The following is a 23,432-nucleotide window of genomic DNA, read 5'->3' on the forward strand; positions in this document are numbered from 1 at the left end:
TCGTCGTCTGTGAAACTATCGATTGGAGGACAACTCAGTGAGAGAGACAAGAGAAACACTTTTCAAATTTACAGAGACAAGAAAACGACAAATTAAGAAGATCGTAGAAAACATGTCAGTTATGGAAAAAATTGGTCAGCTTTTTTTCGTGATTGGACAATCAGGTTCTGTAAAGGAATTGACGGCTTTTATTAAGAATTACCAACCGGGAGGAATGATGTATCGCCCCGACAATGCTGAAAAATTGAAGGATCAGTTAATAGCAGTCCAAGATGCTAGCACAATACCGTTATTTCTTTCAGCAAATTTAGAGTCAGGTGGGAATGGTATTCTTACGGAAGGGACATGGGTCGGTAATCCTATGCAGATCGCCGCTACAGATTGCACCGAAAATGCCTATTACTTAGGAAAAATTGCTGGGCTGGAAGCGGCTCGAATTGGTATTAATATGGCTTTTTCACCGATTGTCGATATTGATTATAACTTCAAGAACCCAATCACGAATACTCGCACATTTGGAAGTGATCAAAAACGAATTATTCGCATGGCTCAAGCGCAGATAGACGGTTTTTCTGAGAGTAACATCATTCCAGTGATCAAGCATTTTCCTGGGGATGGTGTTGATGAAAGGGATCAACATTTACTGAGTTCGATCAATTCACTCTCCGCGAATGAGTGGATGGAATCGTATGGGACTATTTATCGCCAGTTTATTGAAAAAAACGTCAGCTGTATCATGGTGGGACACATTTATCAGTCTGCGTGGGAGCGAAAACTTTCACCAACTATCAGAGAAACCGAATTGATGCCTGCTTCTTGCTCGAAACTTCTAGTTAACGGGTTACTAAGAGATACACTGGGCTTCAATGGTTTGGCTATCACTGATGCAACACCAATGGTCGGTTACACGACGATCATGCCTCATAGAGAGCGACTCGTTGCTTCAATCAATGCAGGAATCGATATGTTGCTTTTTAATAAAAATATTGATGAAGATTATGAAGTGATCGCATCTGCTGTAAAAGAGGGAAGCATTCGTATGGAACGTTTGGATGAAGCAGTCGCACGAATTTTAGCAGTCAAGATGTACCATGGTTTATTTACTGAAGTAAGGGAAGAGACAGTCAATAGTACTCCTAAAAGTGTCATCGATCGTACTGAATATCAGTGGGTAACGAAAAAAATTGCTGATGAGTCGATTACATTGGTCAAAGACAGAGAAAAACACTTACCACTCACCCCAAAACGATACCCTCGAATCCGTCTCGTTATTTTGGGTGATTCTGACGACGGTGGATTTAAAGAGGGAGGACGAGTGGGTCCGCTTTTTAAAGCTGGATTAGAAGCTGCTGGATTTGAAGTCAACCTTTTCGATAATCAACAATTGGATTTCCAAGAGGTTTTCGAGGCAGGGGTTGAGGATCTTAGAAATAAATTTGATTTGGCATTGTATGTTGCTAATGTTGAGACCGCCAGCAATCAGACAACAGTTCGTTTGGATTGGAATCATTTGATGGCCGCAAATGCTCCCTGGTATGAAAAGGATCTCCCTACCATTTTTGTTTCTACTGCCAATCCCTATCACTTATTTGACATCCCTTATGTTTCAACTTTTATCAATGCGTATACAGGAAATCCAGAAACAGTGGAGGCTGTAATCCAGAAATTGCTAGGGAAAGAACCGTTTAAAGGTAAGAGCCCGATCGATCCATTTTGTGGGGACTTTTTAGCTAGAGCAAAATAACTTTTATAAGAAGGAGGAGAAAAAATGAGACAAAATCGATTACTGAATGATGGCTGGCAATTTCACTTAGGTGAGATAGAAGAGCCAATGAAAACAGTCAGAAAAGCCGCAGCTATCGGTGGCTTGGCAGCTCCGCTTGAAAATGAAGCGGGGGATACTGTTTTGATAGGTGCTGGTGGAGAACATTTTCTACGGCTGATTGCTCAAGGTGATCGTGAAAAAGGCTTGAGAATGTTGGCGAACACTGCTTTGGAAAGTGAACTTGACGAAGATTGGGTATCTGTTGATCTCCCTCATGATTGGAAAAATGAACTTCCGTATGTTAATGATCCCGATTTACTGATGAGTGGATCAAAGCCAGATGGCATTGCCTATTACCGTAAGACTTTTGCGTTAACTCTAGATGAAGTGAACGAAAAGCAAGTGACTCTCCACTTTATGGGCGTCATGCGTATGGCATCTGTCTGGTTTAATGGTGTATTTCTAGGTGATCATTACAGTGGATACTCTGATTTTTCTTTTGATGTCTCTGAACTGATACGCATCGGCTCAGAGGGAGTGAATGTGGTGTTGATCAAAGTGGATACGACGAAAGGCGCGGAAGGCTGGTGGTATGAGGGAGCAGGTATATATAAGGATGTATATTTAGAAATAAAACCAAAGCTTCAGATTGTGGCAGAAGCATCGTTTATCGAAACAACTGAAATAAACCAGCAGGAAGCGCTCCTTAAAATCACCATTGGTCTTGCTAACCATCATTTTGAGAAAAAACAAAAGGTAACGATCAAAAGTCAGGTGGCTGATCAACAAAATATCCATGAGTGTAACGTGGATCCTTTGGCGACAACAGAATGGAGTTATTGTCAAAAAATCTGCGCGCCTCAGCTATGGTCTCTCGAGAATCCACATCTATACCAAGCTACTTTTCAACTATTTGATGGCGAGAACCAAATCGATGACTATCAGCTTTGTTTTGGTATTAGGACAGTCGCATATACTACGAAAGGTTTTCTGCTTAATGGGGAACGTAAAGAATTAAGAGGGGTCTGTGAGCATCAAGATTTTGGTGGTCTAGGTGTCGCATTACCAAAAGATATTTTACGGTATAAGCTGTTGAAAATGAAAGAAATGGGGGGAAACGCCTATCGCAGTGCACATCACTTTGCTTCCAAAGATCTCCTTGAATTATGTGATGAGTTAGGTATCATCGTTATGAACGAGAACCGCATCTTGGAATCTAGTGAGTGGCGGACAAATGAGCTGGTAAAAATGGTGAAGCAAACACGTAATCATCCTTCTCTTTGTTTTTGGTCCCTTTGTAATGAAGAGGTGATTGGTCATACGCCGCTTGCTTACCGAATGGCACAAAAATTAGCAGCTGTGATCCGAACCCATACTTCGCAAAGTCTCATTGTTTCAGCGGAATTACTTAATCCTGCTGGTCAGGTGGATGCTTCTTATATGCGTATTTTTGATGTGAACGGGGTCAATTATCCTGAGTCTGCTGTAAATGGGACAGGTTTAGTTTCTGTAAAGGAAAAGTATCCGCTATTTTCATATCTTAGTACGGAAAGTGCTTCTTACTTTTCGACAAGAGGGGTCTATCAAGATAACAGCGAAAAATGTCATACTTCAAACTTTGGCTCTCTTTATTCTATGGTCTTACCTGGGAAACGAAAGCCTGAAGAGCCAGGAACCGGTGGTACGGCTAAACCGACAGAAGTACTGCGTTACTTAGAAGAACATGCCTATATGGGAGGTGTCTTCTTGTGGACATTTATGGATTACTACGGTGAGCCAGCACCGTTTCACTGGCCTGGAATCAGTTCTCAATTTGGAATTACAGATACGGTCGGATTTGAAAAGGATTCTTTTTATTATTATCAATCAAGGTGGACTGAAACACCAATGGTTCATGTGTTTCCTCACTGGAACAAAGAAGGTTTAACAATTGACCAAGGTGTTACGGAGGTGAGGATTTTTTCTAATTGTCATACTGTTGAGTTGTTTCTGAACGGGAAGAGTTTTGGAAAGAAAAAAAATGATAAAGATGGCCTATCTTGGCGTATTCCTTATGAACCAGGTTGTTTAAAAGCCATTGGTATCAAAGAGGATCAAACAATTGAAGCAACTAGAAAAACAAGCGGTCCGACTGATTCTGTCACAGTTAAAGAACGATTCTGTGGATCGGACTACTCTCTATTTGAGATCCAAGGAATCGATTCAGAAGGGATCGAGGTGCCAACTGCAGACGAACTTGTAGCGGTTTTGGTAAAGAATGGAACAATCCTCGGACTTGCTAATGGCGATCCCGCAGATCTAGACGGGTATAATTGCCAAGAGAAAAAACTTTTTTCAGGAAAATTAATGGCAATCATAAAAAAAGAACCAGGAAAAGTACCACTTATCCAAGCAGCACTAAAAAAAGTTGAGTAAAAGAGAAACAATTGAAGGTAATAGTAGTTAGCTTTGGTGCTCACAGATTTTTAAGGAAAAAGAAAAAAGCCGAACCACAACCTCGACAGTTTATAAAGTCATTGGTTGGTGGTTTGGCTTTTTTATCAAGCAGTTGCAAACTGGCTGTTATATAGTTGGGCGTAAAGGGAATCTTGTGCCAGCAATTGAGTATGGGAGCCTTTTTCGACGACGGAGCCGTCTTTCATCACTAGAATCAAGTCGGCATTTTTGATGGTAGAAAGACGATGGGCGATGATAAAACTGGTCCTTCCTTGGGTCAAACGATCCATTGCCGTTTGGATCATTTGTTCCGTCCGAGTGTCGACACTGGAGGTGGCTTCATCAAGGATCAGGATCGTTGGGTCCGCTAAAATCGCCCGGGCGATCGTCAATAATTGTTGTTGTCCTTGAGACAGTTCGCTTTCGGAGCCAATGACGGTATCGTAACCGTTGGGCAGGGTCCGCACGAAGTGGTCGCATTGGGCGGCTTTGGCTGCAGCCAAGATGTCTTCCCGAGTGGCATCGGGATTGCCATATGCGATATTTTCAGCAATGGTTCCTTGGAACAGCCATGTATCCTGCAGCACCATACCGAATTTTTTCCGGACTGCCGGTGCCGAAAAGGACATCATGTCTTGATCGTCCAGCAAAATCTTTCCACCGTTTAAAGGATAAAAGCGCATCAAAAGATTGATCATGGTGGTTTTTCCAGCACCTGTTGGTCCGACGATCGCCACCGTTTGTTTTGGTTTGACGGAAAATTCGACGTTTTCCATCAGGAGTTTTTCCTTGTTGTAGCCAAAGGAGACGTGTTGGAAATCGATTTTTCCTTTGATGGTTTGCGGTACCGGCAGTTGCTGGGTCGCTGTTTCTTCTTCAGGATAATCAAGGATCTCAAAAATTCGTTCGAGAGATGCTAAGGCACTTTGCAAGGTATTCATAATATAAGAAGCTTGCGTGATCGGTTCAGACACTTGGTTGATGTATTGCAGATAGGCTTGTACAAGACCAATGGATAATTGCCCTTGCAACACCATCAGACCACCAACGACGGCGCTTAAGATAAAGCCGATTTGATTGATAAAGCGCACGAAAGGATTGATAGCTGCACTGACGAACTGTGCTTTCCGAAAAGCTTTAAATTGAGCTTCGCTCAATTCCGCCATTTCCGCTTCAACGGCAATTTGCTGGTTGTAGGATTTGATCAGCGGATTTGCGGTATAAAACTCTTCCGCACGACTGCTGACTGCACCTAATGTTTCTTGGTTTTTGGTAAAGTAGCTCAAGTTTTTTCGTGCGAGAACGGTGGTCACAAAAGCACTCAAAAGCAAAATCAGGACCACACCGATCGTCAGTAATGGGCTGAGATAAAGCATGGCGATCAAGCCGAAGGTAATGCTGATGGTTGCGGTGATCAGCTGCATCAAACCGACTTGTAAGACTTCGGACACTTTATCTAAATCGAGAATCACTCGGCTTAAAATATCGCCGGTATGATGTTTGTCGTAAAAACTGATAGGCAGGCGATTGAATTTGTCACTGATTTGTTTGCGTAAAGTCAAGGTCAGGGTTTCACTGACACTGGCCATCGTATACTCTTGTAGCAAGGAAAAGAGACTGATCAAAAGCCAGGTTCCTGCTAAAAGGACGACTGGACCTAAAATACTTTGCCAAAAATCATTGATTTGCCAGCCTTTTTGTTGAAACAAGGCGATCAGATTATCCAGTCCACGTCCCAAGATCAAAGGGGCGATGGACATTAGTAAGGAAAAGAACAAGGCAGAGACGATGATCAGCAGAAAGCGGGCTTTTTGTTCCATTAGTAATCGAAGTAGGCGCCGGCTTGTATGTTTCATGTTTTTTGGTGTATCCATTGTTTGTTTACTCATCCTTCATTCCTCCCATTCCTTGAGATGAGGCAAACTCTTGATAAGTTTGGCAAGTGCGTAATAATTCTTCGTGGGTTCCATTACCGACCATTTTGCCGTTATCCAAGACAATGATTTGATCGGCATTTTTGACGGTCGATACCCGTTGAGCCACGATAATGACGGCGGCATCTTTCGTGTATTCTTTCAATGCACGCCGCAAGTTGGCGTCTGTTTGATAATCCAAAGCAGAAAAGCTGTCGTCAAAGAAGTAGATTTCTGCGGGCTTTGTCAGCGCTCGGGCAATACTCAATCGTTGCTTTTGACCGCCAGAGAAATTGCTGCCTTTTTGAGCAACCGGACTTTCATAACCTTCAGGCAAGCCTTCAATAAATGACTTGGCTTGAGCAACTTCAGCGGCTTTTGCCATCGCCTCATGGGTTGCTGGACGATTGCCGAAACGCAAGGTTTCTTGAATCGTGCCGCTAAGCAAGAGCGCTTTTTGCGGGACATAACTAATTTGGTCCCGTAATTCGGCTTGTGAGATCTCTTTGATGTTGCGGCCAAAAAGCGTGATCGAACCAGCAGTCACATCTTTGAAACGCAACAGCGCTTTGGCGATGGTGCTTTTGCCAGAGCCGGTTCCGCCAACGATCGCTGTCGTTTTGCCTCGGTGGATCTCGAAGCTGATATCTTCTAAGACAGGTTCTTCGGCGCCTTCATACGTAAATTGCACGTGATTGAAAGCGGCGATCGTTTCTGACAAGGCGGATTTGTTTAAGGTTTGGTCACCGTCAATCAAATCAATTGGTTCTTCTAAGACTTCTTCGATTCGTTGTAAGGAAGTTAAGCCTTTAGGCACCATCACGATCACCATCGCTGCCATGGTCAAAAACCAAAGGCTCAAAATCGTGTATTCGATAATGGCAGTAATACTACCAATAGCTAGGTGGCCCTGAAGACTTTGATAGCCGCCGTAGACTAGGATGGTCGAAATCGAGAGTCCCATTACTAAGTTGACGGTCGGATTCAAGACAGCAAAGAGGCGATTGACTTTAATCATGGTTTTCGCATATTCCGTCAAGGTTTGATCTGTCCGTTCTTTTTCGTAAGCCGCTTTGTCAAATGCCCGAATCACCCGAGCGCCGGTAAAGGTTTCTCGTAAGATCCGCATCATGTTATCGACTAGTTTTTGCGTGATTTGTGATAATGGGATCGCTTTGCGAATCACCCCATAAGCGATCATTGAAAAACATAGGATCGCTACGATTGGGACCCAAATCATCCGTAAAGAGACGGTGCCGGTTAGAAAAATCGAAGCTGCGACGATCATTGGGGCTGGCAAAATCATTTGCAGCGCCATCATCAAAATTTGTTGGATGTTGTTGATGTCGCTGGTGGTACGTGCCAGCAAAGTGGGTGTACCATAGCCATCAACAGCGGATACAGAGAGTTCTTGTGTTTTTTTGAAAAAGCGCATCCGCAAAAAATGCCCGAATTTTCCTGAAAGGTGGGCAGATAAATAACTACCGCCTACCGAGACGATCACGGTGCCGATGGCAATGGCAAACATCCACCAGCCATTGTGCCAAATGGCCGTCGTGTCGACTTTTAAGATCCCTTCATCAATGATTTTTGCCAAAAAATACGGCAACAAGAGTGTGCCGAAGGATTGGACTAGCATCAAAAGAAATAAACTGAAAAAGAAGCGTCGTTCTTCTTTATAAAATAACTGTAATTGTTTCATGATTTCCCTCCAAAAATGTCGTTCTATGGTAGAATAAACTGTAACGTTACGTTACAGTCAAGCAAGGAGTGAAATTTTTTTGAAAAAACAATTGACCATCAGTGAGATGTCCGCTTATGCTGGCGTGAGTCGGCGCACATTGATTTATTATGATCAAATCGCTTTGTTCAAACCGCAATCGATTGGTGAAAACAGCTATCGCTATTACGGCTTTGAACAATGCCTTGAGTTAGACGTGATTTTGATGTTGCGTTCTTTAGACATGCCCTTGCAAGACATTCGCCAATTTTTGAAAAACCGCAACCCGGAATATACGCAAAAGGAACTTGTGGAACGGCGAGGACAAGTCCGTGACAAAATCGCTGCGCTACAAGAATTGGAACGAACCTTCGATCGCTACATCCAGCGCTATGAAAAAGTACAGAAAGCCGATTTTGAGACCTTTACGATAGCGCAGCACGAAGCAGAGGCGTTTATCGTTTCCGAAGAGATCGCTGGCGATGATCCAGAATCTGCTTATCAAGTGTACGCCCGTTTTTATCCGCTAGTGGATTATAAAGATGCCTTCAGTGGCTATCCCATCGGCTTTTTAAGTGCAGGAACGACGTTGGAGGATCAGACTTTTCACGCATCGCCTTATCGGGCATTGATCTTGATTCCCCAAGATCGGCTACATCTCTATCCGGAAAAGCTGATCATCACACGTCCCGCTGGTACGTATGTTTCTGGATTTGTCAGTGAGGGAGAAGAACAAATTGCCGCTTTTACCCACCGCATCCAAGCCTTTCTAAAAGAGAAGCAGTTGAAAATCGATGGCGATGTTTGGGAATTGTTATGGCAAGATGAAGTCTTTACCACACAAAAAGAATTGCAGATATTTGAAGTGATGGTTCCAGTGAAGCCCGAGTAATGGACGAGGCACGCGTATCTGTAAGAAACGAAAACTAAGATACGCAATAGCAATGATTATTGCCGCTGGCTTTTCAATAGAAGCAAAGGAGATGACTAAGCCAGATCCCTTCCATACAAAAAGCCCTGTGAAGCGTTGAAATTCCCATTTTGCTTTTTTCTCGTTATACTTGAAAGAACAGATGAGAAAAAAGGGGAAATTTTAATGAAAAAAGAAACAGGAATACGCTCGCTTTATGCGTTGATTGGTGTCGCCATTTTAGGATTCGGGGCGGCATTGCTGCGGGTCGGCGGAGTAGGGCTAGACCCATACACAGCAGCCAATATCGGTGTCGGCGAGCTGCTAGGGTTATCCCTTGGGGTCTATCAATTGATGATCAATATCGCTGTCCTAGTATTGATTTTTATCTTTGGCCGTCGTCATATCGGCATCGGGACGGTCATCAATATGGTGCTGACAGGATTTTTCATCGACTTTTATACCAACGTTTTTGATTGGTTATCCGTCGGTCCAAATAACTGGTGGCAGCAAGGTTTGTTCTTGTTGATCGGGATCATCTTCTTTACCTTCGGAGCTTCATTTTATATGTCAGCGAATTTGGGCAGCGCCCCCTATGACGCGATCGCCCCAACCATCGTCGATCAGACGAAAGCCAACTATCGAGTGGTGCGGGTGATTCAAGACGTTGCCTTTGCCTTGATTGGGCTCTTCACAGGCGGGCCAATCGGGATCGGAACCTTCATCAGTGCCTTTTTAGTGGGCCCACTGATCAAATTCTGGGACAACCGTGTCTCTGAGCCATTCATCGAAAGCAGTGTCAAAAAAGCGATTTTTAAATGAAAAAAGGTCTGCAGCAAAGAGAAGTCGAAGCGATTTAGTCGCCCACTTCACTCAGCTGCAGTTTTTTTGCCATTTGCTCAAGGAATTCTTGCATAATTGCTTCTCAGTCGCTAGAATAAAAAAGCCGAGGAGGGGTAAGTATGCAATTACCAACACCATTTATTGAAAAATACCAACGGTTGCTAGGAGAAGAAGCACCAGCTTTTTTTACCGCTTTAACCGATAATCAGCCAGTCAAAGGCTTTCGCTTGAATGTTGCTAAGCCGCACGCACAAGCGATGCTGGCAAAATATGGACCAGCTGCTGTACCCGCCCCCTATGCAGAAGCGGCTTATATTGGCGAAGTCAAAGGCCGTTCGTTGCTCCATCAAGCTGGCTATGTCTACAGCCAAGAACCTAGTGCGATGATCGTGGCAACGATCGCAGCCGCTCAACCAGGGGAGCGGGTCTTAGATTTATGTGCGGCACCGGGAGGCAAAACAACGCAGCTGGCAAGCCAATTACAAGGAAAAGGGCTGCTTGTAGCAAATGAGATTTTCCCGAAGCGTGCCAAAATCCTATCAGAAAATGTGGAGCGTTGGGGCTTTCCGAATGTAGTCGTCACCAATCAGGCTCCACAAGAATTGAGCCGCCATTTTCCTCAGTTTTTTGACAAGATCGTGGTGGACGCCCCATGTTCTGGTGAAGGGATGTTTCGTAAAGATCCCGTCGCCTTAGAAGAATGGCAGGCAGAAACACCTGATCAGTGTGCGATCAGGCAAAAAGACATTTTGGCACAAGCCGTTGCGATGCTAAAACCGGGGGGCCAGCTGATCTATTCCACCTGTACCTTTGCCCCTGAAGAAAACGAAGCGATGATGGCTTGGTTAATGGAGGAGTATCCCTTCACAATCGAAGCGATCGACTTGGCCAATGTATCTCATGGGCGCAGCGAGTGGGGAGCTGCATCTGGGATCGAGAAAACCATCCGCTTATGGCCGCATTTAAACCAAGGAGAAGGTCATTTCGCTGCGAAATTGACCTCCCAAGCAGAAGCAGCGCCAGTGAAAAAGAAGAAAAAAGGCAAAGGAGCGACAGCCAAGAGCCCATTGGATGCAACGACTCAAAAGTTGTGGCAAGCCTTTCGCAAGGAGTTTCCTTTTTTACAGGCACTGAATGCGACACCTCAGCTGCTAGGAGAAAACCTCTGGCTCGTTCCTGAAGAAATGCCTTCTTTAAAAGGGATCAAGTTTATGCGCCCAGGTTTGCATGTCGGCGTCGTTAAAAAGAATCGGATCGAACCTAGTTATGCGTTGGCATTGGCGATCCATGCAGAAGAAGGGGCACCGACAGTGCCGATCACTTTGCCGCAATGGCAGCAGTATGTGGCAGGTGAAACCATGAGCGTGCCAGGAAATGCTGGATGGGTGATTTTGACAGTCGATGAGATCCCCGTCGGTTTTGGAAAACAAGTCCAAGGAACTGTGAAAAACTTCTTTCCAAAAGGATTAAGATTCAAAGCGATTTAAACGAAATAGTGTTTTTATTTCAGTCCTCGTGCTATGATGGAAGTAGCAAAATAAGGGAGCTGATCGATATGAAAACATCATCAAAAGTAACGATTGGATTAAGCATTGCAGCGATCGCTGGGATCACTACTGCCGTCGTTGTATCAGACAAAGTATTCAATAAAGTACGCTTCGCTTGCAACCGACACAAAGTAAAGAAATTTGTCGATGACAAATTCAACGGCAATGAAAAATTGTTGGATGTCGTAGACGGCTTGTCTGACAATGAATTGGATTCGTTGTTAGGTGTGATGAAAAAAGTCAATGAGGGCCGCAACAAAATCTCTGTTTACGGAGACAACATCAAAGATTCGACAGAACATGTCAAAGACAAGTTGACGAGCTTTGTTGATTCCGTCTTTTAAGCCAATCATTCCATTTGAAACTCGCAGGGACATCGGTCTTTGCGAGTTTTTCTCGTCTTTCTAAGCGTTTTTCGTTATACTAACAAGGAAATGCACGAAATGGTGCGAGGTAGAGGAGTGAAAGTGAAGTCGTGGAAAAAACAAGTACCTTGACTGCCGAGGAAAAAGCGTTCTTTATGGAAGAAGCAATCAAAGAAGCCCGAAAAGCAGAAGGTGTGGCAGAAGTACCGATCGGTGCTGTCGTCGTCTTGGATGGCAAAATCATTGGTCGTGGGCACAATCTACGAGAAACGCAGCAACAAGCCGCAGCGCATGCGGAGATGTTTGCGATCGAGGAAGCCTGTCGCACTGTCGGAAGTTGGCGCTTAGAACAAGCGCAGCTGTTTGTGACCTTGGAACCATGCCCGATGTGCAGTGGGGCGATGTTATTGGCACGGGTGGAAGAAGTGTATTTTGGTGCCTACGATCCCAAAGGCGGCACTGCTGGTACATTGATGAATTTATTGGAAGATGAGCGCTTCAACCATTGGTCCTATGTGGAAGGCGGCATTTTAGAAGAAGCATGCGGCCAGCTGCTAACAGATTTTTTCCGAGCATTACGAGAAAAGAAAAAACAAAAAAAGGCTGGCAATCTCTAACGAAATACGTTATACTAAGTTTTGCCGAAAGGCTAGGACAATGGAGGTCTTGTGAAGCGTGTCAGATCCGGAAGGAAGCAGCACTAAGCAGGATTCTCCATGTGTCTGATTGAAAAACTGCCTGCTTTTGAAGAAAGCAGTAGTACTAATTGAATCGATGATCATTCAAACCTGAGACAGACTGTCTTAGGTTTTTTTATTGTCTGAAAGTCTTTGTGATACCAAGGGCTGTTCTAATTGTATTCTGCTTTAAATCTAGGCAATCGATAGCAGCTCTCAGAGGGTTAAGTTGTATTTTTGATACAAAGGCTTTATTCCTGTTTAGAACCTTACTCTGATAACTTTTCCGTTGGCGATTTTTATACTCTCAAAGAATCAGTAGTTCTGACGAACTGAAACATGGATTACCTGCTCTCGATATTCGATAGAATCTTCGTTTCAAGAACTCTTTATTTTCGCTTCAACGAATTGCCTCCGCCGTGTTATCGGTTGCAATTCCCCCAAATAACCAGAAAAAATCACTTTCCTTTTTACAGTCAGAAAAGTGATTTTTTCTTTTGAACAACTGTCACTGTAACTGTTTCTTTTTTACAAAAAGTCACCATTCTTTTCCAAGCATTCCAATGGTTTCCCAGAGATTTTATGCTATGCTTATTTTGTAGAGAATTCCGTCGTCTTTCTACTGGCAACCCTTGATGCCAAGAGAAACGGATAGTGATTTCAGGCGACGTATTTGAAAAGAGGCGCACAATGGAAAAAATTACGATTATCCATACCAACGATCTGCATTCCCACCTAGAACATTGGCCGAAGATGCGGCGTTATTTGGATCAAAGAAAACGAGAAGCGGATACGACCGAAGAGACAGTGATCGCGGTCGACTTAGGCGACTTTGTCGATCGCTGGCATCCTTTGACAGAAGCAACTGACGGCAAGGCGAATGTCGACTTGATGAATCAAGGGCATTATGATGCGGTGACGATTGGGAACAATGAGGGAGTCGGCAATCCCAAAGAGGTCTTGCAGCATCTGTATGACCAAGCAGCATTTCCGGTCATTTTAGGCAACTTATTTGATAAAAAGGATTTGCGTCCGCCAAAGTGGGCACAAGAATACAAAATCATGGAAAGCAATCAAGGAGCCAAAATCGGCTTGATCGCTTTTACGGCACCGTTTCCGCTAACATATGCCCCCAACGGTTGGGACATTCGCGAACCCTTGGAGATTTTGCCTTCATTGGTGCAGCATTTGCGCCCCGAGGTCGATCTGCTGGTCTTGATGAGCCATCTAGGCATCAATGCTGACCGCCAGATTGCGAGGGACTTTCCAGAGTTAGATGTTATATTAGGTTCCCACACGCACCATTTGTTTGAAAAGGGCGAAGTCATCAATGGGGTTCAAATTGGCGCAGCTGGCAAGTTTGGTTTTAACATTGGCGAAGTCGAAGTGGTCTTAGATGATCACCACCGCCCGATCAAGCATCGCGCACGTGTGATTCCGACGGATTCGTTGGTGGCTTTTCCGCAAGATGAGGACGAGATCGCCGAATATCTATCGATCGGCCATCGCTTGCTGCGGGCAAATCAGGTGGCAGAAATTCCAGCAGCGTTTACGAGGGATTGGCAAAGTGAACATTCCTTGGTTCGGGAGGCTCTTTTGGCATTATGTGCCAAAGGACAGACGGATGCCGCCATCTTAAATACGGGGCTATTTTTAGATGATTTACCACAAGGACGGGTCGATCAAGATCAGCTGCACACGATTTTGCCCCATCCGATGCATTTGATTCGAGTGACGCTGCAAGGCGCGGATGTCATTCGATTGGTCTTAGAGATGGAAAAAAATCGCAACTTTTTGCGCAATTTCCCAATTATGGGGATGGGCTTTCGAGGGAAGATTTTTGGCGAACTGGTTTATGAAGGCATTCGCTTTGATGAAAAAAACCACCAAGTTTTGTGGAAGCAAGAACCAGTTGATGTCTCTCAAAGCTACACGTTGACTCTTGTGGATCACTACTTGTTTATTCCGTTTTTCCCGACGATCGAGATTGCTGGAACTGTTGAGTTTCTTTTTCCAGACTTTATTCGGACGGTGGTCGGTGATTACTTGAGTCAGAAATACCCTATTCAGTAGTTGGTACCCCTCCAGTGGTTTTTTGAGGAAAACCGCGACTATCATTGAGGAATAAAACAAGGTATAATAAACAGCAGGTGGTGAAAAAATGACCGAAAAACAAACGATCACAGATGAAATGACATCTGTACTAGAAGAAATTATTGAAGAACCAGCGAAACAACCGCAAAAAGGCGAGTTGGTGACTTTGTTGAATGATGAAGAATTAATGATTGGCAATCGACAATACAAATTGGTCATGGATTATCGTGAAGGCTTCGATCCTGAAAAACTTGGTGAGCGTTACAGTGAAGTTTTGGCACGCTATGATTATATCGTAGGTGATTGGGGTTATGAACAGCTACGCTTGAAAGGCTTCTTTGAAAAGGATAACCGCAAAGCATTACCCGATCAGCGCATTGACATGCTGGAAGACTATTTGTATGAGTATTGCAACTTCGGTTGTGCCTATTTCGTGATCCAGAGGGTTGGCGGCAAGAAAGAAAAAAGTACCTCCCGAAGACGTAAGAAAAAGCCAGCTCAAACGAATCAAAATCAAACTACACAACAAAACGCACATATAGAAGAAAAGCGTGAAGAAATTCCGCAGAAGAAAAGCAAACCAACGATCAAAAATCGTAAACCAAAAGAAAAAAACGTCAAAAAAACCGAAACAACTACGGTGAAAAAAGGCAAAAAAGAGTTTACGATTCGACAAAGGGAAGAATAAGATGAAATATAAAGGCTATTTGATTGATCTAGACGGCACGATTTATTTAGGAAAAGAGCCGATCCCTGCTGGGAAACGCTTCGTAGAATCCTTACAAGAAAAAGGACTGCCCTATTTATTTGTGACCAACAATACGACCCGCAGTCCCGAAGTCGTGGCACAGCGATTGGCGGATGAATTTTCGATTCACGTGGCACCAGAAACGATCTATACCGCAAGCTTGGCAACGATCGATTTTATGAAAGACCATGGCAAAGGCCGCAAAGTGTTTGTGATCGGCGAAGCGGGGTTGATCGATTTGATCTTAGCTGCTGGGTTTGAGTGGGAAGAAACCAATCCGGATTATGTCGTGGTTGGTTTAGACAACCACGTGACGTATGAAAAATTTGTTTTAGCAACGTTAGCGATCCAAAAAGGAGCTACCTTTATCGGGACCAATCCAGACAAAAATATCCCGACGGAAAGAGGCTTGTTGCCAGGTGCGGGTTCACTGATTGCAATGGTGGAGACTGCCACCCAAATGCAACCGATTTTTATTGGCAAACCAGAAGCGATCATTATGGAAAAAGCGGTGGCACACATCGGCTTATCAAAAGAAGAGGTCTTGATGGTGGGGGACAATTACGAAACGGATATCCGTTCGGGGATCCAAAACGGGATCGATTCTTTGCTCGTATTATCTGGCTTTACCCCGAAAGCGGCGGTGCCGACATTACCGGTAGCACCAACCTATGTGGTTGATTCTTTAGATGAGTGGGATTTTGAACAATGAAAAAACAAGTGTGGCTTGAACGCTTAGGATTTGTCTGCTTGTTTTTGTTTTTGGTCAGTCTAGCGATCACCCTAACGATCAATTTTCGACCGTTATATTGGTTTGATGTCGATCACTTAAATCTGCTGGATTATACCTCGCTAACAAGAGAAGAGTTGTTGAAGAACTATGGCTTATTGTTAGATTTTCTAAACAATCCCTTTGCAAGTACGCTCGCCTTGCCAGATTTTCCAATGTCTGAAGCGGGGGCTGGTCATTTCTACGATGTAAAACAGTTGTTTCTATTAAATTATGCTGTGATGATCGTCACGTTGCTGCCCAGTATCTGGTTCGTCAATCGGCTACGACAAAACCAACAGCAATGGCGCTTGATTCGTCCTTTTCAATGGGGGATGATATTGCCGCTGATTTTCGGGTTTTTGATGGCAGTCGGCTTTGATCGCTTTTTCGTTACGTTCCATGAGATTTTCTTCAGTAACGACGATTGGCTATTTAATCCAGCCACCGATCCGATCATCAACGTATTGCCAGAAACGTTTTTCATGCATTGCTTTATTCTCTTTTTTGTCTTGATTGAAGTCTTCTTTTTTGCTTTCTATTGGTGGGGAAAACGAGGCTTGAAAAAAACAGCGTAATGAAAAAAAGACCAACGATCCACTTCCTTTGAAGAAGGCGGATCGTCGGTCTTTTTTTATTGCGTAATGTAATGAGATTTACTTGGGTGTTGATGGGCTAAGCGACTTGCGGCAGAAGCGGCAATGGCACCTACGATATCATCTAAAAAGGTGTGAACGCGGGGACCGTCGTGCTTATTCAGTTCTTTCAAAATGCCCGGTTTGACTTTATCAATGTATCCGTAGTTAGTAAAACCGATGGAGCCGTACACATTGACGATGGATAGTGCGAGGATCTCATCGATCCCATAAAGCCCTTCGTCTTCTTTGACGATTTCTTGCAGTGGATGCAGCAGTTGATTTTCTTCTGCCAAAATATCCAATTGGACACCCGTCAAAATCGTGTTGTGGACTTCCCGCTTGCTTAAGACAGCGTTGACGCTTTCGATACACATCTCCAACGTGATGCCTTCAATGTAATCTTTTTGCAAGAACATCACCAATTCGCCGATGTCTTGCAGTGAGACACCGCGGTCGGCCAACAATTCTCTTGCTTTGTCTTCAAGTGTTTTGCTTTCTAATACCATATAGTTCCCCTCCATGTAAAAATAGTTTATTCAAAAGTCAACATGCGACTGATGGATTGCAATCATAAGTAGTGCCTTATTCCAGTTGCAGCCAATGCCATTTGGGTTTTAGTCCCTTCTGACATCCATTGAAGCACAGGTTTTTGCTAGTTCTGCTTTGGCTGCCACTGCCCAAGGATGGGGGACCACTAAGTCACCGGCAAAGAGCCAGTCCATATAATAGCCAGCGGCAGATTCCAAGGAATCATCGAGGCGCTCTAATAAACCGGTTAAGAAAGGTGCTTGATCTTTGCGATCCCATTTGATTTTGTCTGCTAAAAAAACGATCAGATCGAGACGACTATATTGGGCCTTTAAGGTGGTATGACAGCTGATGGCGGACAGAATCTCTGGGTCAGACACCTGAAAAACCGTTTTTGCCAACAAAGCGGATTGCTGCTGATGCAGCAAAAAAGGTGCTTGCCGCTCCGCGTCTAAGATCGGTTCGCCTACCGCTATCTGCAAGGCGATTCGCTGGTCATTAGGGATGACGACGCTGACATCGTGCAGCAGTCCTGCTGAGTAAGCTTTGTCCGCGTTGACTTGAAACCGTTCTGCCAATCCTTTGGCTTCTTGGGCAACGGCTAGATTGTGGACCGCCGTTTCGGCATGATCGAAGGCTTCCAGATACTGAACCATTTGCTCAGTGAGGGTCTTCCCCTGTAAAGGGAGAGTATAGGTGGCAAGACCAGCTTGTTTCATCTCAGCTACTCCTTAAAAAGACTTGTACTATGGGCAGGTTGTGTCCGCGTTTTGGGATCAATGTAATGGAGTGCATTGTTCACCGCAGTTGGGGCTTCCCCGAAACCAGTAGCGATCAGGTCGACTTTTCCATCGTATAAAACGACATCCCCACAGCCATAGATCCCAGGAACAGACGTGCTCATATCTGAAGAGACGAAGACTCCTTGGCGGCTGCTTTTCATGCCCCAATCCTTGATGTTCAATGTGGAAGAAAAACCGTAATTGACGATCAAAGCATCCAATGAAAGGCTGACCGTTTCATCACCCTTGACTTGCTGCAACGAGACACCAGTCAAACGTTGCTCTCCTTGGAGCTCTTGAATCACATAAGGAGTCAGAATGTTGACGGCAGAAGCTTGTAATTTGCTGACGCTATGTTCATGAGCACGAAATTCAGGACGGCGATGGATCAAGTAGACTTCACTAGCGATCGGCTCCAGCATCAATGCCCAATCGATGGCAGAATCGCCGCCACCGGCGATCGCTACTTTGCGTCCGGCATACTTCATCAAATCGGTGACAAAATAGTCTAAGCCGTATCCTTCAAACCGCTCGCTTTCTGGCAAAGTCAGTTTGCGCGGCTGGAAGGAGCCGTTTCCTAAAGCCAAAATCACGGCTTTCGAGTAATGGATTCCTTTGTCGGTAGTGACTTCGATATAGTCTTCTTGTTTTTCGACCGACAAGACGGTTTCTTCTAAACAATATTGGTGATTGAAAGTCGTCAACTGTTTTTCCAGGTTTTGGACAAGATCGCCCGCTTTGATTTTCGGATAACCTGGGATATCGTAGATGTATTTTTCTGGGTACAAAGTAGCAAGCTGACCGCCTAATTGCGGCAAGCTGTCGATAATCTTAGTTTTGGCGTTACGCATGCCGGCATAGAAAGCAGAAAACATCCCGCTAGGTCCGGCGCCGATAATCGTTATATCAAAAATATCCATGTTATTCCTCTTTTCTAACCACGTTGGGTGAAGCATGTTCGTGTTGTACGAATAGCTTCATTATAGCAAAAATTATCCAAACTAGCATTTTTTCAATTTTCTGCTATCATGGATTTATGAGAGAGAAGGAGGAGTTAATGTGTCTGAATTTCCACAGTTAGCATTAGAAAAACAAACTGGCCATAAAGCAGTCATCAAAACCAATCGTGGGGATGTAGTTGTACAATTGTTCCCAGAATTGGCACCAAAAACAGTGAAAAACTTCGTTGAATTAGCGAAAAAAGGGTATTACGATGGGATCATCTTCCACCGTGTCATTCCTGATTTTATGATTCAAGGCGGTGACCCAACTGGTACAGGTATGGGCGGCGAAAGTATCTATGGCGGCAGCTTTGAAGATGAATTTTCAAAAGAGTTGTTCAATCTTCGTGGCGCTTTATCCATGGCAAACGCTGGTCCGAATACTAACGGCAGTCAGTTTTTCATCGTAAACAACCAAAATGTTCCTAGCAACATGTTAGGTCAATTAGAAGGTGCTGGTTATCCAGCTGAAATCATCGAAGCCTATCAAGCAGGTGGTACTCCTTGGTTAGATTTCCGTCACACAGTCTTCGGTCATGTGATCGAAGGAATGTCAGTTGTTGATGAAATTGCTGGTGTGCAACGGGGACCACAAGATCGTCCGGTGCACGATGTAGTGATCGAAACGATCAAAATCAGCGAATAAAACAAAAAGAACCCAAAAGCAGTTTCAACGGTCATCCTCAGGAGACCGTTGAAATGGCAGCTTTAGGGTTCTTTTTTTACACGTAAGCGTTAATCAATCGGTTGGCCTTTAAACGCGGCGGCGATTTGATTGAGTGCTTTTTCTAATAGCTCTTTAGGGCAGGCAAAGTTTAGCCGCATATGGTGACTCCCGTGGGGACCAAAGATACTTCCTTGATTCAACACGACGCTGGCTTCTTTGATCAGTTTTCTTTGTAGCTGATTGTCCGTTAGGCCATAGGCAGAAAAATCTAGCCAGATCAAGTAAGTACCTTCAGGCTTTTGAAACGACACGGTTGGCAGTTGGTCAGTCAAAAAGTCACAGACAAAGGTGCGATTTGCCTCTAAGTAGGACAATAGTTCTTCTAACCATTCTTCAGATTCACGATACGCTGCTTCAGTAGCGATCAATCCAAACGTATTGATCTCCCCTTGAACGTTACGCTCCTGTGTTTTTGCAAATTGGCTGCGCAAGGTTTTATCTTTGATGAATACCATCGAATTTTTGATCCCAGCTAAATTAAAGGTCTTGGTTGCTGAAGTCAAGATGATTGAAAAATCGGCAAAGTTTGGCTCAACTGTTTGGAAAGAAACAAAGTGATTTGGCGCAAAAACGATGTCTTGATGAATCTCATCACTGACAACGATCACTTGATGTTTTTGACAAATACGGCCGATCGCCAGTAGTTCTTCTTTGGACCATACCCGGCCACCAGGATTATGCGGATTACATAGAAGAAACAATTTTACCTTCTTTTCGATGATCGTTCGTTCCATCGCATCAAAATCGATGACGAAGCGTCCGTCTTTTTCCAGTAAGGGTTCTTGAATTAAGGTACGCTGATTGTTTTTGACAACATGGGCAAAGGGATGGTAGACCGGATCGTGGATCAATACGGCATCTCCTTCTTGGGTGTAACTTTGGATCGCTAGTGCAATACTAGGGACGACACCGCTATTAAAAAGGATCGCTTCTTTATTGATGGTATAACCATGACGTCTTTGCTGCCAATCGATGATGGATTCAAGCAGCGAATCAGGGATGGTGGAGTACCCATAGATCCCTTGGGCAACTGCTTTTTCTAACGCTTTTTTCACTGGTTCTGGTGCCAGAAAATCCATGTCGGCTACCCAAAGCGGCAATAAGTTTTCTTCCTTATAGGTTTTTGCAATTGTATCCCATTTGACGCTATTGGTATTTAAGCGCGGATGAACTTTGTCAAAATTAATCATGCGTTTCCCTCCTATATTGTGTAACGTTGTTTCTGATGCTTCAAATCTACCACTAGTTCAAGTATAATGAAAGTGGAAAAGAGAGGAAAGACTATGAATTATCAAATCGGGAACATTATAGAAGGAACAGTCACTGGGATTCAACCCTATGGTGCATTTGTTTCGTTAGATAAAGAAACGCAAGGCTTGATCCATGTTTCAGAGATCCAATCCGGGTTTACTAAAAATATCCATGAAGTCTTACAGATCGGCCAAAAAATCCGTGTACAAATCATTGATATTGACGAATACAGCCAAAAGATCAGTTTGTCCCGCCGTACATTGGAAACAAGTTTTGTTCAGCCACCCTTTAAGCGTAAACGCTACTTTACAAATAAGAATAAGCGGATTGGTTTCCGTACGGTTGGAGAAGCTTTACCAGTGTGGGTGAAAGAAGCTAAAGAAATGTTAGAAAAAGAAAACAGCAACAGATAATCGTGCATATTTTCTGAAAATGTGCTAAAATTAGTTTACAAACAGATGAATAACTGAGGTGGGTATTTTGGGATCCAAAAAAGTAGCGGGTACAGTTATGATGCACTTAACAAATGGTTCGAAACGATTTTTGATGCAAATACACGAAGGCACTGCGGAATTAGCGTCAACGGATTTTTCTGAAGATAAAACCGGCTTGGCTACGATCTTACAATTGTTTAAAGACCGTATTCACCTTGATGTGACAGCGATCGAACTCGTTGAACTCACAAACGGAAATATTGATACGCAAAATATTCCTTTATTTGTTTTTGAAACACAAGAAGCAGGACAAACGCAACAGCTGCCAGAGGGGTATGCGTGGGAAGAGCCCAATATCTTTCGTAAGATCATTGAAGACTATAAGATCGAAGGCGTTCCGTTCTTTTAGCAACTGTATACTAGTGAAAAGACTGAAGACCGTTATGACGGTCTTTTTTTATTGAAAACTTTTTGTAAATAAAATGAAATATTTCCTTGACCTGAGTCAAGAAGAATGGTAAATTAGTCAACGTTGGCAATTGAGTCAGCGGGTCAAAAGAGCGTTTGAAAAAACTTCAAAAAAAGACTTGACCAAAAATGAAACAGATGATATTATAACGAAGTCGCAATTTTAAAACAGTTAATCGATGTTGATACATCAACAAAATTAATTAAAAAAAGTTGTTGACAAATAACAAATCATTTGTTATTCTAATGAAGTCGCTGAGACAGCCGCTGCGAAGTTGAAAAACAACGAGCGAAAAAAACTTTTAAAAAAGAGTTGACAATCAATTGTCGCTCTGATATGATATAAAAGCTGCTAACACAGCACTGTAGACCTTTGAAAACTGAACAAAGCAAGCAAACGAACCAATGTGTAGGACGTTTCAATTTATTGAAACAAATACATGCAAGCAATAGCTAGCAAAGTTAATTTTTATGAGCTTAATGACCGTATGGTCATTCAAACAAATCATTATGAGAGTTTGATCCTGGCTCAGGACGAACGCTGGCGGCGTGCCTAATACATGCAAGTCGAACGCTTTTTCTTTCACCGGAGCTTGCTCCACCGAAAGAAAAAGAGTGGCGAACGGGTGAGTAACACGTGGGTAACCTGCCCATCAGAAGGGGATAACACTTGGAAACAGGTGCTAATACCGTATAACACTATTTTCCGCATGGAAGAAAGTTGAAAGGCGCTTTTGCGTCACTGATGGATGGACCCGCGGTGCATTAGCTAGTTGGTGAGGTAACGGCTCACCAAGGCAACGATGCATAGCCGACCTGAGAGGGTGATCGGCCACACTGGGACTGAGACACGGCCCAGACTCCTACGGGAGGCAGCAGTAGGGAATCTTCGGCAATGGACGAAAGTCTGACCGAGCAACGCCGCGTGAGTGAAGAAGGTTTTCGGATCGTAAAACTCTGTTGTTAGAGAAGAACAAGGATGAGAGTAGAACGTTCATCCCTTGACGGTATCTAACCAGAAAGCCACGGCTAACTACGTGCCAGCAGCCGCGGTAATACGTAGGTGGCAAGCGTTGTCCGGATTTATTGGGCGTAAAGCGAGCGCAGGCGGTTTCTTAAGTCTGATGTGAAAGCCCCCGGCTCAACCGGGGAGGGTCATTGGAAACTGGGAGACTTGAGTGCAGAAGAGGAGAGTGGAATTCCATGTGTAGCGGTGAAATGCGTAGATATATGGAGGAACACCAGTGGCGAAGGCGGCTCTCTGGTCTGTAACTGACGCTGAGGCTCGAAAGCGTGGGGAGCGAACAGGATTAGATACCCTGGTAGTCCACGCCGTAAACGATGAGTGCTAAGTGTTGGAGGGTTTCCGCCCTTCAGTGCTGCAGCAAACGCATTAAGCACTCCGCCTGGGGAGTACGACCGCAAGGTTGAAACTCAAAGGAATTGACGGGGGCCCGCACAAGCGGTGGAGCATGTGGTTTAATTCGAAGCAACGCGAAGAACCTTACCAGGTCTTGACATCCTTTGACCACTCTAGAGATAGAGCTTCCCCTTCGGGGGCAAAGTGACAGGTGGTGCATGGTTGTCGTCAGCTCGTGTCGTGAGATGTTGGGTTAAGTCCCGCAACGAGCGCAACCCTTATTGTTAGTTGCCATCATTTAGTTGGGCACTCTAGCGAGACTGCCGGTGACAAACCGGAGGAAGGTGGGGATGACGTCAAATCATCATGCCCCTTATGACCTGGGCTACACACGTGCTACAATGGGAAGTACAACGAGTTGCGAAGTCGCGAGGCTAAGCTAATCTCTTAAAGCTT

At 44.1% G+C, this 23,432-nt stretch carries 20 protein-coding genes, 1 rRNA gene and 1 other RNA gene (1 of these 22 only partly in view); 16 read left to right on the top strand and 6 right to left on the bottom strand.

All coding sequences use genetic code 11. From position 1 onward, the window contains the following. The first annotated feature begins 37 nt into the window (after positions 1–37). Together IGK85_RS02970 and IGK85_RS02975 are read left to right on the top strand one after the other, a co-directional pair. Positions 38–1,744 carry a glycoside hydrolase family 3 protein gene (locus tag IGK85_RS02970; protein ID WP_008378056.1) on the top strand — a complete coding sequence of 569 codons (1,707 nt, stop codon included), beginning with the start codon at positions 38–40 and terminating at the stop codon, positions 1,742–1,744. 24 nt (positions 1,745–1,768) lie between these two features. Continuing rightward, positions 1,769–4,180 (top strand): glycoside hydrolase family 2 TIM barrel-domain containing protein, encoded by a 2,412-nt coding sequence (locus IGK85_RS02975; protein ID WP_008378057.1) that lies wholly within the window; start codon positions 1,769–1,771, stop codon positions 4,178–4,180. 125 nt (positions 4,181–4,305) lie between these two features. On the opposite strand, the gene IGK85_RS02980 is transcribed toward IGK85_RS02975, so the two are convergent. Beyond that, positions 4,306–6,090, bottom strand: coding sequence for an ABC transporter ATP-binding protein (locus IGK85_RS02980; RefSeq protein WP_008378059.1), 1,785 nt, complete (start codon positions 6,088–6,090; stop codon positions 4,306–4,308). Then, positions 6,083–7,816, bottom strand: a complete 1,734-nt coding sequence (locus IGK85_RS02985; RefSeq protein ID WP_005231995.1) for an ABC transporter ATP-binding protein — start codon at positions 7,814–7,816, stop codon at positions 6,083–6,085. Before IGK85_RS02985 ends, IGK85_RS02980 begins: the two co-directional genes overlap by 8 nt. A gap of 106 nt (positions 7,817–7,922) precedes the next feature. Between IGK85_RS02985 and IGK85_RS02990 the strand changes: the two genes are divergently transcribed. From IGK85_RS02990 to IGK85_RS03035, 10 genes are all read left to right on the top strand, one after another. After that, the gene (locus IGK85_RS02990) at positions 7,923–8,726 is read left to right on the top strand and encodes a MerR family transcriptional regulator (RefSeq protein ID WP_081487910.1); all 804 of its coding nucleotides are present in this window, start codon (positions 7,923–7,925) and stop codon (positions 8,724–8,726) included. Between the two features lie 204 nt (positions 8,727–8,930). Continuing rightward, positions 8,931–9,566 (top strand): YczE/YyaS/YitT family protein, encoded by a 636-nt coding sequence (locus tag IGK85_RS02995; RefSeq protein WP_008378064.1) that lies wholly within the window; start codon positions 8,931–8,933, stop codon positions 9,564–9,566. Between the two features lie 140 nt (positions 9,567–9,706). Continuing rightward, the gene (locus IGK85_RS03000; RefSeq protein WP_008378065.1) at positions 9,707–11,074 is read left to right on the top strand and encodes an RsmB/NOP family class I SAM-dependent RNA methyltransferase; all 1,368 of its coding nucleotides are present in this window, start codon (positions 9,707–9,709) and stop codon (positions 11,072–11,074) included. Between the two features lie 68 nt (positions 11,075–11,142). After that, positions 11,143–11,478 (top strand): hypothetical protein, encoded by a 336-nt coding sequence (locus IGK85_RS03005; RefSeq protein WP_005227636.1) that lies wholly within the window; start codon positions 11,143–11,145, stop codon positions 11,476–11,478. Positions 11,479–11,609: 131 nt separating this feature from the next. Further along, complete coding sequence (gene tadA / locus IGK85_RS03010; protein WP_005231990.1) at positions 11,610–12,116, top strand: tRNA adenosine(34) deaminase TadA; 507 nt, start codon at positions 11,610–11,612, stop codon at positions 12,114–12,116. Positions 12,117–12,145: 29 nt separating this feature from the next. Then, positions 12,146–12,232, top strand: an RNA gene (gene ffs, locus IGK85_RS03015) — signal recognition particle sRNA small type. Positions 12,233–12,866: 634 nt separating this feature from the next. Beyond that, on the top strand, positions 12,867–14,249 hold the full coding sequence (locus IGK85_RS03020) for a bifunctional metallophosphatase/5'-nucleotidase (RefSeq protein ID WP_008378070.1): 1,383 nt from the start codon (positions 12,867–12,869) through the stop codon (positions 14,247–14,249). Positions 14,250–14,337: 88 nt separating this feature from the next. Then, a complete protein-coding gene (locus IGK85_RS03025; RefSeq protein WP_008378072.1) occupies positions 14,338–14,958 on the top strand; it encodes a YutD family protein in 621 nt (206 codons plus the stop codon). 1 nt (position 14,959) lies between these two features. Then, positions 14,960–15,730: a TIGR01457 family HAD-type hydrolase gene (locus IGK85_RS03030; protein ID WP_008378075.1), complete on the top strand. Its 771-nt coding sequence runs from the start codon at positions 14,960–14,962 to the stop codon at positions 15,728–15,730. Then, a complete protein-coding gene (locus IGK85_RS03035; RefSeq protein WP_008378077.1) occupies positions 15,727–16,365 on the top strand; it encodes a TIGR01906 family membrane protein in 639 nt (212 codons plus the stop codon). The genes IGK85_RS03030 and IGK85_RS03035 overlap by 4 nt, the downstream gene beginning before the upstream one ends. A 56-nt stretch (positions 16,366–16,421) precedes the next feature. Here IGK85_RS03035 and IGK85_RS03040 read toward each other — a convergent pair whose 3' ends face one another. The 3 genes from IGK85_RS03040 to IGK85_RS03050 all read right to left on the bottom strand — a co-directional run bounded on the left by IGK85_RS03040 (position 16,422) and on the right by IGK85_RS03050 (position 18,655). Continuing rightward, positions 16,422–16,931 carry a phosphatidylglycerophosphatase A family protein gene (locus IGK85_RS03040; RefSeq protein ID WP_005227653.1) on the bottom strand — a complete coding sequence of 170 codons (510 nt, stop codon included), beginning with the start codon at positions 16,929–16,931 and terminating at the stop codon, positions 16,422–16,424. 108 nt (positions 16,932–17,039) lie between these two features. Next, positions 17,040–17,672, bottom strand: coding sequence for a bis(5'-nucleosyl)-tetraphosphatase (symmetrical) YqeK (gene yqeK / locus IGK85_RS03045; protein WP_008378081.1), 633 nt, complete (start codon positions 17,670–17,672; stop codon positions 17,040–17,042). A gap of 5 nt (positions 17,673–17,677) precedes the next feature. Further along, on the bottom strand, positions 17,678–18,655 hold the full coding sequence (locus tag IGK85_RS03050; RefSeq protein ID WP_008378083.1) for an NAD(P)/FAD-dependent oxidoreductase: 978 nt from the start codon (positions 18,653–18,655) through the stop codon (positions 17,678–17,680). A gap of 139 nt (positions 18,656–18,794) precedes the next feature. On the opposite strand from IGK85_RS03050, the gene IGK85_RS03055 reads away from it, so the two are divergent. Then, positions 18,795–19,382: a peptidylprolyl isomerase gene (locus IGK85_RS03055; RefSeq protein ID WP_008378086.1), complete on the top strand. Its 588-nt coding sequence runs from the start codon at positions 18,795–18,797 to the stop codon at positions 19,380–19,382. Between the two features lie 89 nt (positions 19,383–19,471). Here the strand turns inward: IGK85_RS03055 and IGK85_RS03060 are convergent, their stop codons facing one another. Further along, positions 19,472–20,653: a MalY/PatB family protein gene (locus IGK85_RS03060; protein ID WP_008378088.1), complete on the bottom strand. Its 1,182-nt coding sequence runs from the start codon at positions 20,651–20,653 to the stop codon at positions 19,472–19,474. A 93-nt stretch (positions 20,654–20,746) separates the two neighbouring features. On the opposite strand from IGK85_RS03060, the gene IGK85_RS03065 reads away from it, so the two are divergent. The 3 genes from IGK85_RS03065 to IGK85_RS03075 form a co-directional block, all read left to right on the top strand. Then, positions 20,747–21,127 carry a CvfD/Ygs/GSP13 family RNA-binding post-transcriptional regulator gene (locus IGK85_RS03065; RefSeq protein ID WP_008378090.1) on the top strand — a complete coding sequence of 127 codons (381 nt, stop codon included), beginning with the start codon at positions 20,747–20,749 and terminating at the stop codon, positions 21,125–21,127. Positions 21,128–21,194: 67 nt separating this feature from the next. Next, positions 21,195–21,557 carry a hypothetical protein gene (locus IGK85_RS03070; protein ID WP_008378091.1) on the top strand — a complete coding sequence of 121 codons (363 nt, stop codon included), beginning with the start codon at positions 21,195–21,197 and terminating at the stop codon, positions 21,555–21,557. Between the two features lie 565 nt (positions 21,558–22,122). Further along, positions 22,123–23,432, top strand: a 16S ribosomal RNA gene (locus tag IGK85_RS03075) (it continues 250 nt past the right edge of the window).

Origin of the sequence: Enterococcus sp. AZ015 (assembly GCF_050499225.1) — a bacterium.
GTDB lineage: Bacteria > Bacillota > Bacilli > Lactobacillales > Enterococcaceae > Enterococcus_D > Enterococcus_D entomosocium.

Coding starts and splice junctions, on each gene's coding strand:
- IGK85_RS03005 (WP_005227636.1), top strand. CDS start 11,143: ATGAAAACATCATCAAAAGTAACGATTGGATTAAGCATTGCAGCGATC.
- IGK85_RS03060 (WP_008378088.1), bottom strand. CDS start 20,653: ATGATTAATTTTGACAAAGTTCATCCGCGCTTAAATACCAATAGCGTC.
- IGK85_RS02975 (WP_008378057.1), top strand. CDS start 1,769: ATGAGACAAAATCGATTACTGAATGATGGCTGGCAATTTCACTTAGGT.
- IGK85_RS03050 (WP_008378083.1), bottom strand. CDS start 18,655: ATGGATATTTTTGATATAACGATTATCGGCGCCGGACCTAGCGGGATG.
- IGK85_RS02985 (WP_005231995.1), bottom strand. CDS start 7,816: ATGAAACAATTACAGTTATTTTATAAAGAAGAACGACGCTTCTTTTTC.
- IGK85_RS03065 (WP_008378090.1), top strand. CDS start 20,747: ATGAATTATCAAATCGGGAACATTATAGAAGGAACAGTCACTGGGATT.
- yqeK (WP_008378081.1), bottom strand. CDS start 17,672: ATGAAACAAGCTGGTCTTGCCACCTATACTCTCCCTTTACAGGGGAAG.
- IGK85_RS03025 (WP_008378072.1), top strand. CDS start 14,338: ATGACCGAAAAACAAACGATCACAGATGAAATGACATCTGTACTAGAA.
- IGK85_RS02980 (WP_008378059.1), bottom strand. CDS start 6,090: ATGAGTAAACAAACAATGGATACACCAAAAAACATGAAACATACAAGC.
- IGK85_RS03020 (WP_008378070.1), top strand. CDS start 12,867: ATGGAAAAAATTACGATTATCCATACCAACGATCTGCATTCCCACCTA.
- IGK85_RS02990 (WP_081487910.1), top strand. CDS start 7,923: ATGTCCGCTTATGCTGGCGTGAGTCGGCGCACATTGATTTATTATGAT.
- IGK85_RS02995 (WP_008378064.1), top strand. CDS start 8,931: ATGAAAAAAGAAACAGGAATACGCTCGCTTTATGCGTTGATTGGTGTC.
- IGK85_RS03000 (WP_008378065.1), top strand. CDS start 9,707: ATGCAATTACCAACACCATTTATTGAAAAATACCAACGGTTGCTAGGA.
- IGK85_RS03030 (WP_008378075.1), top strand. CDS start 14,960: ATGAAATATAAAGGCTATTTGATTGATCTAGACGGCACGATTTATTTA.
- IGK85_RS03035 (WP_008378077.1), top strand. CDS start 15,727: ATGAAAAAACAAGTGTGGCTTGAACGCTTAGGATTTGTCTGCTTGTTT.
- IGK85_RS03040 (WP_005227653.1), bottom strand. CDS start 16,931: ATGGTATTAGAAAGCAAAACACTTGAAGACAAAGCAAGAGAATTGTTG.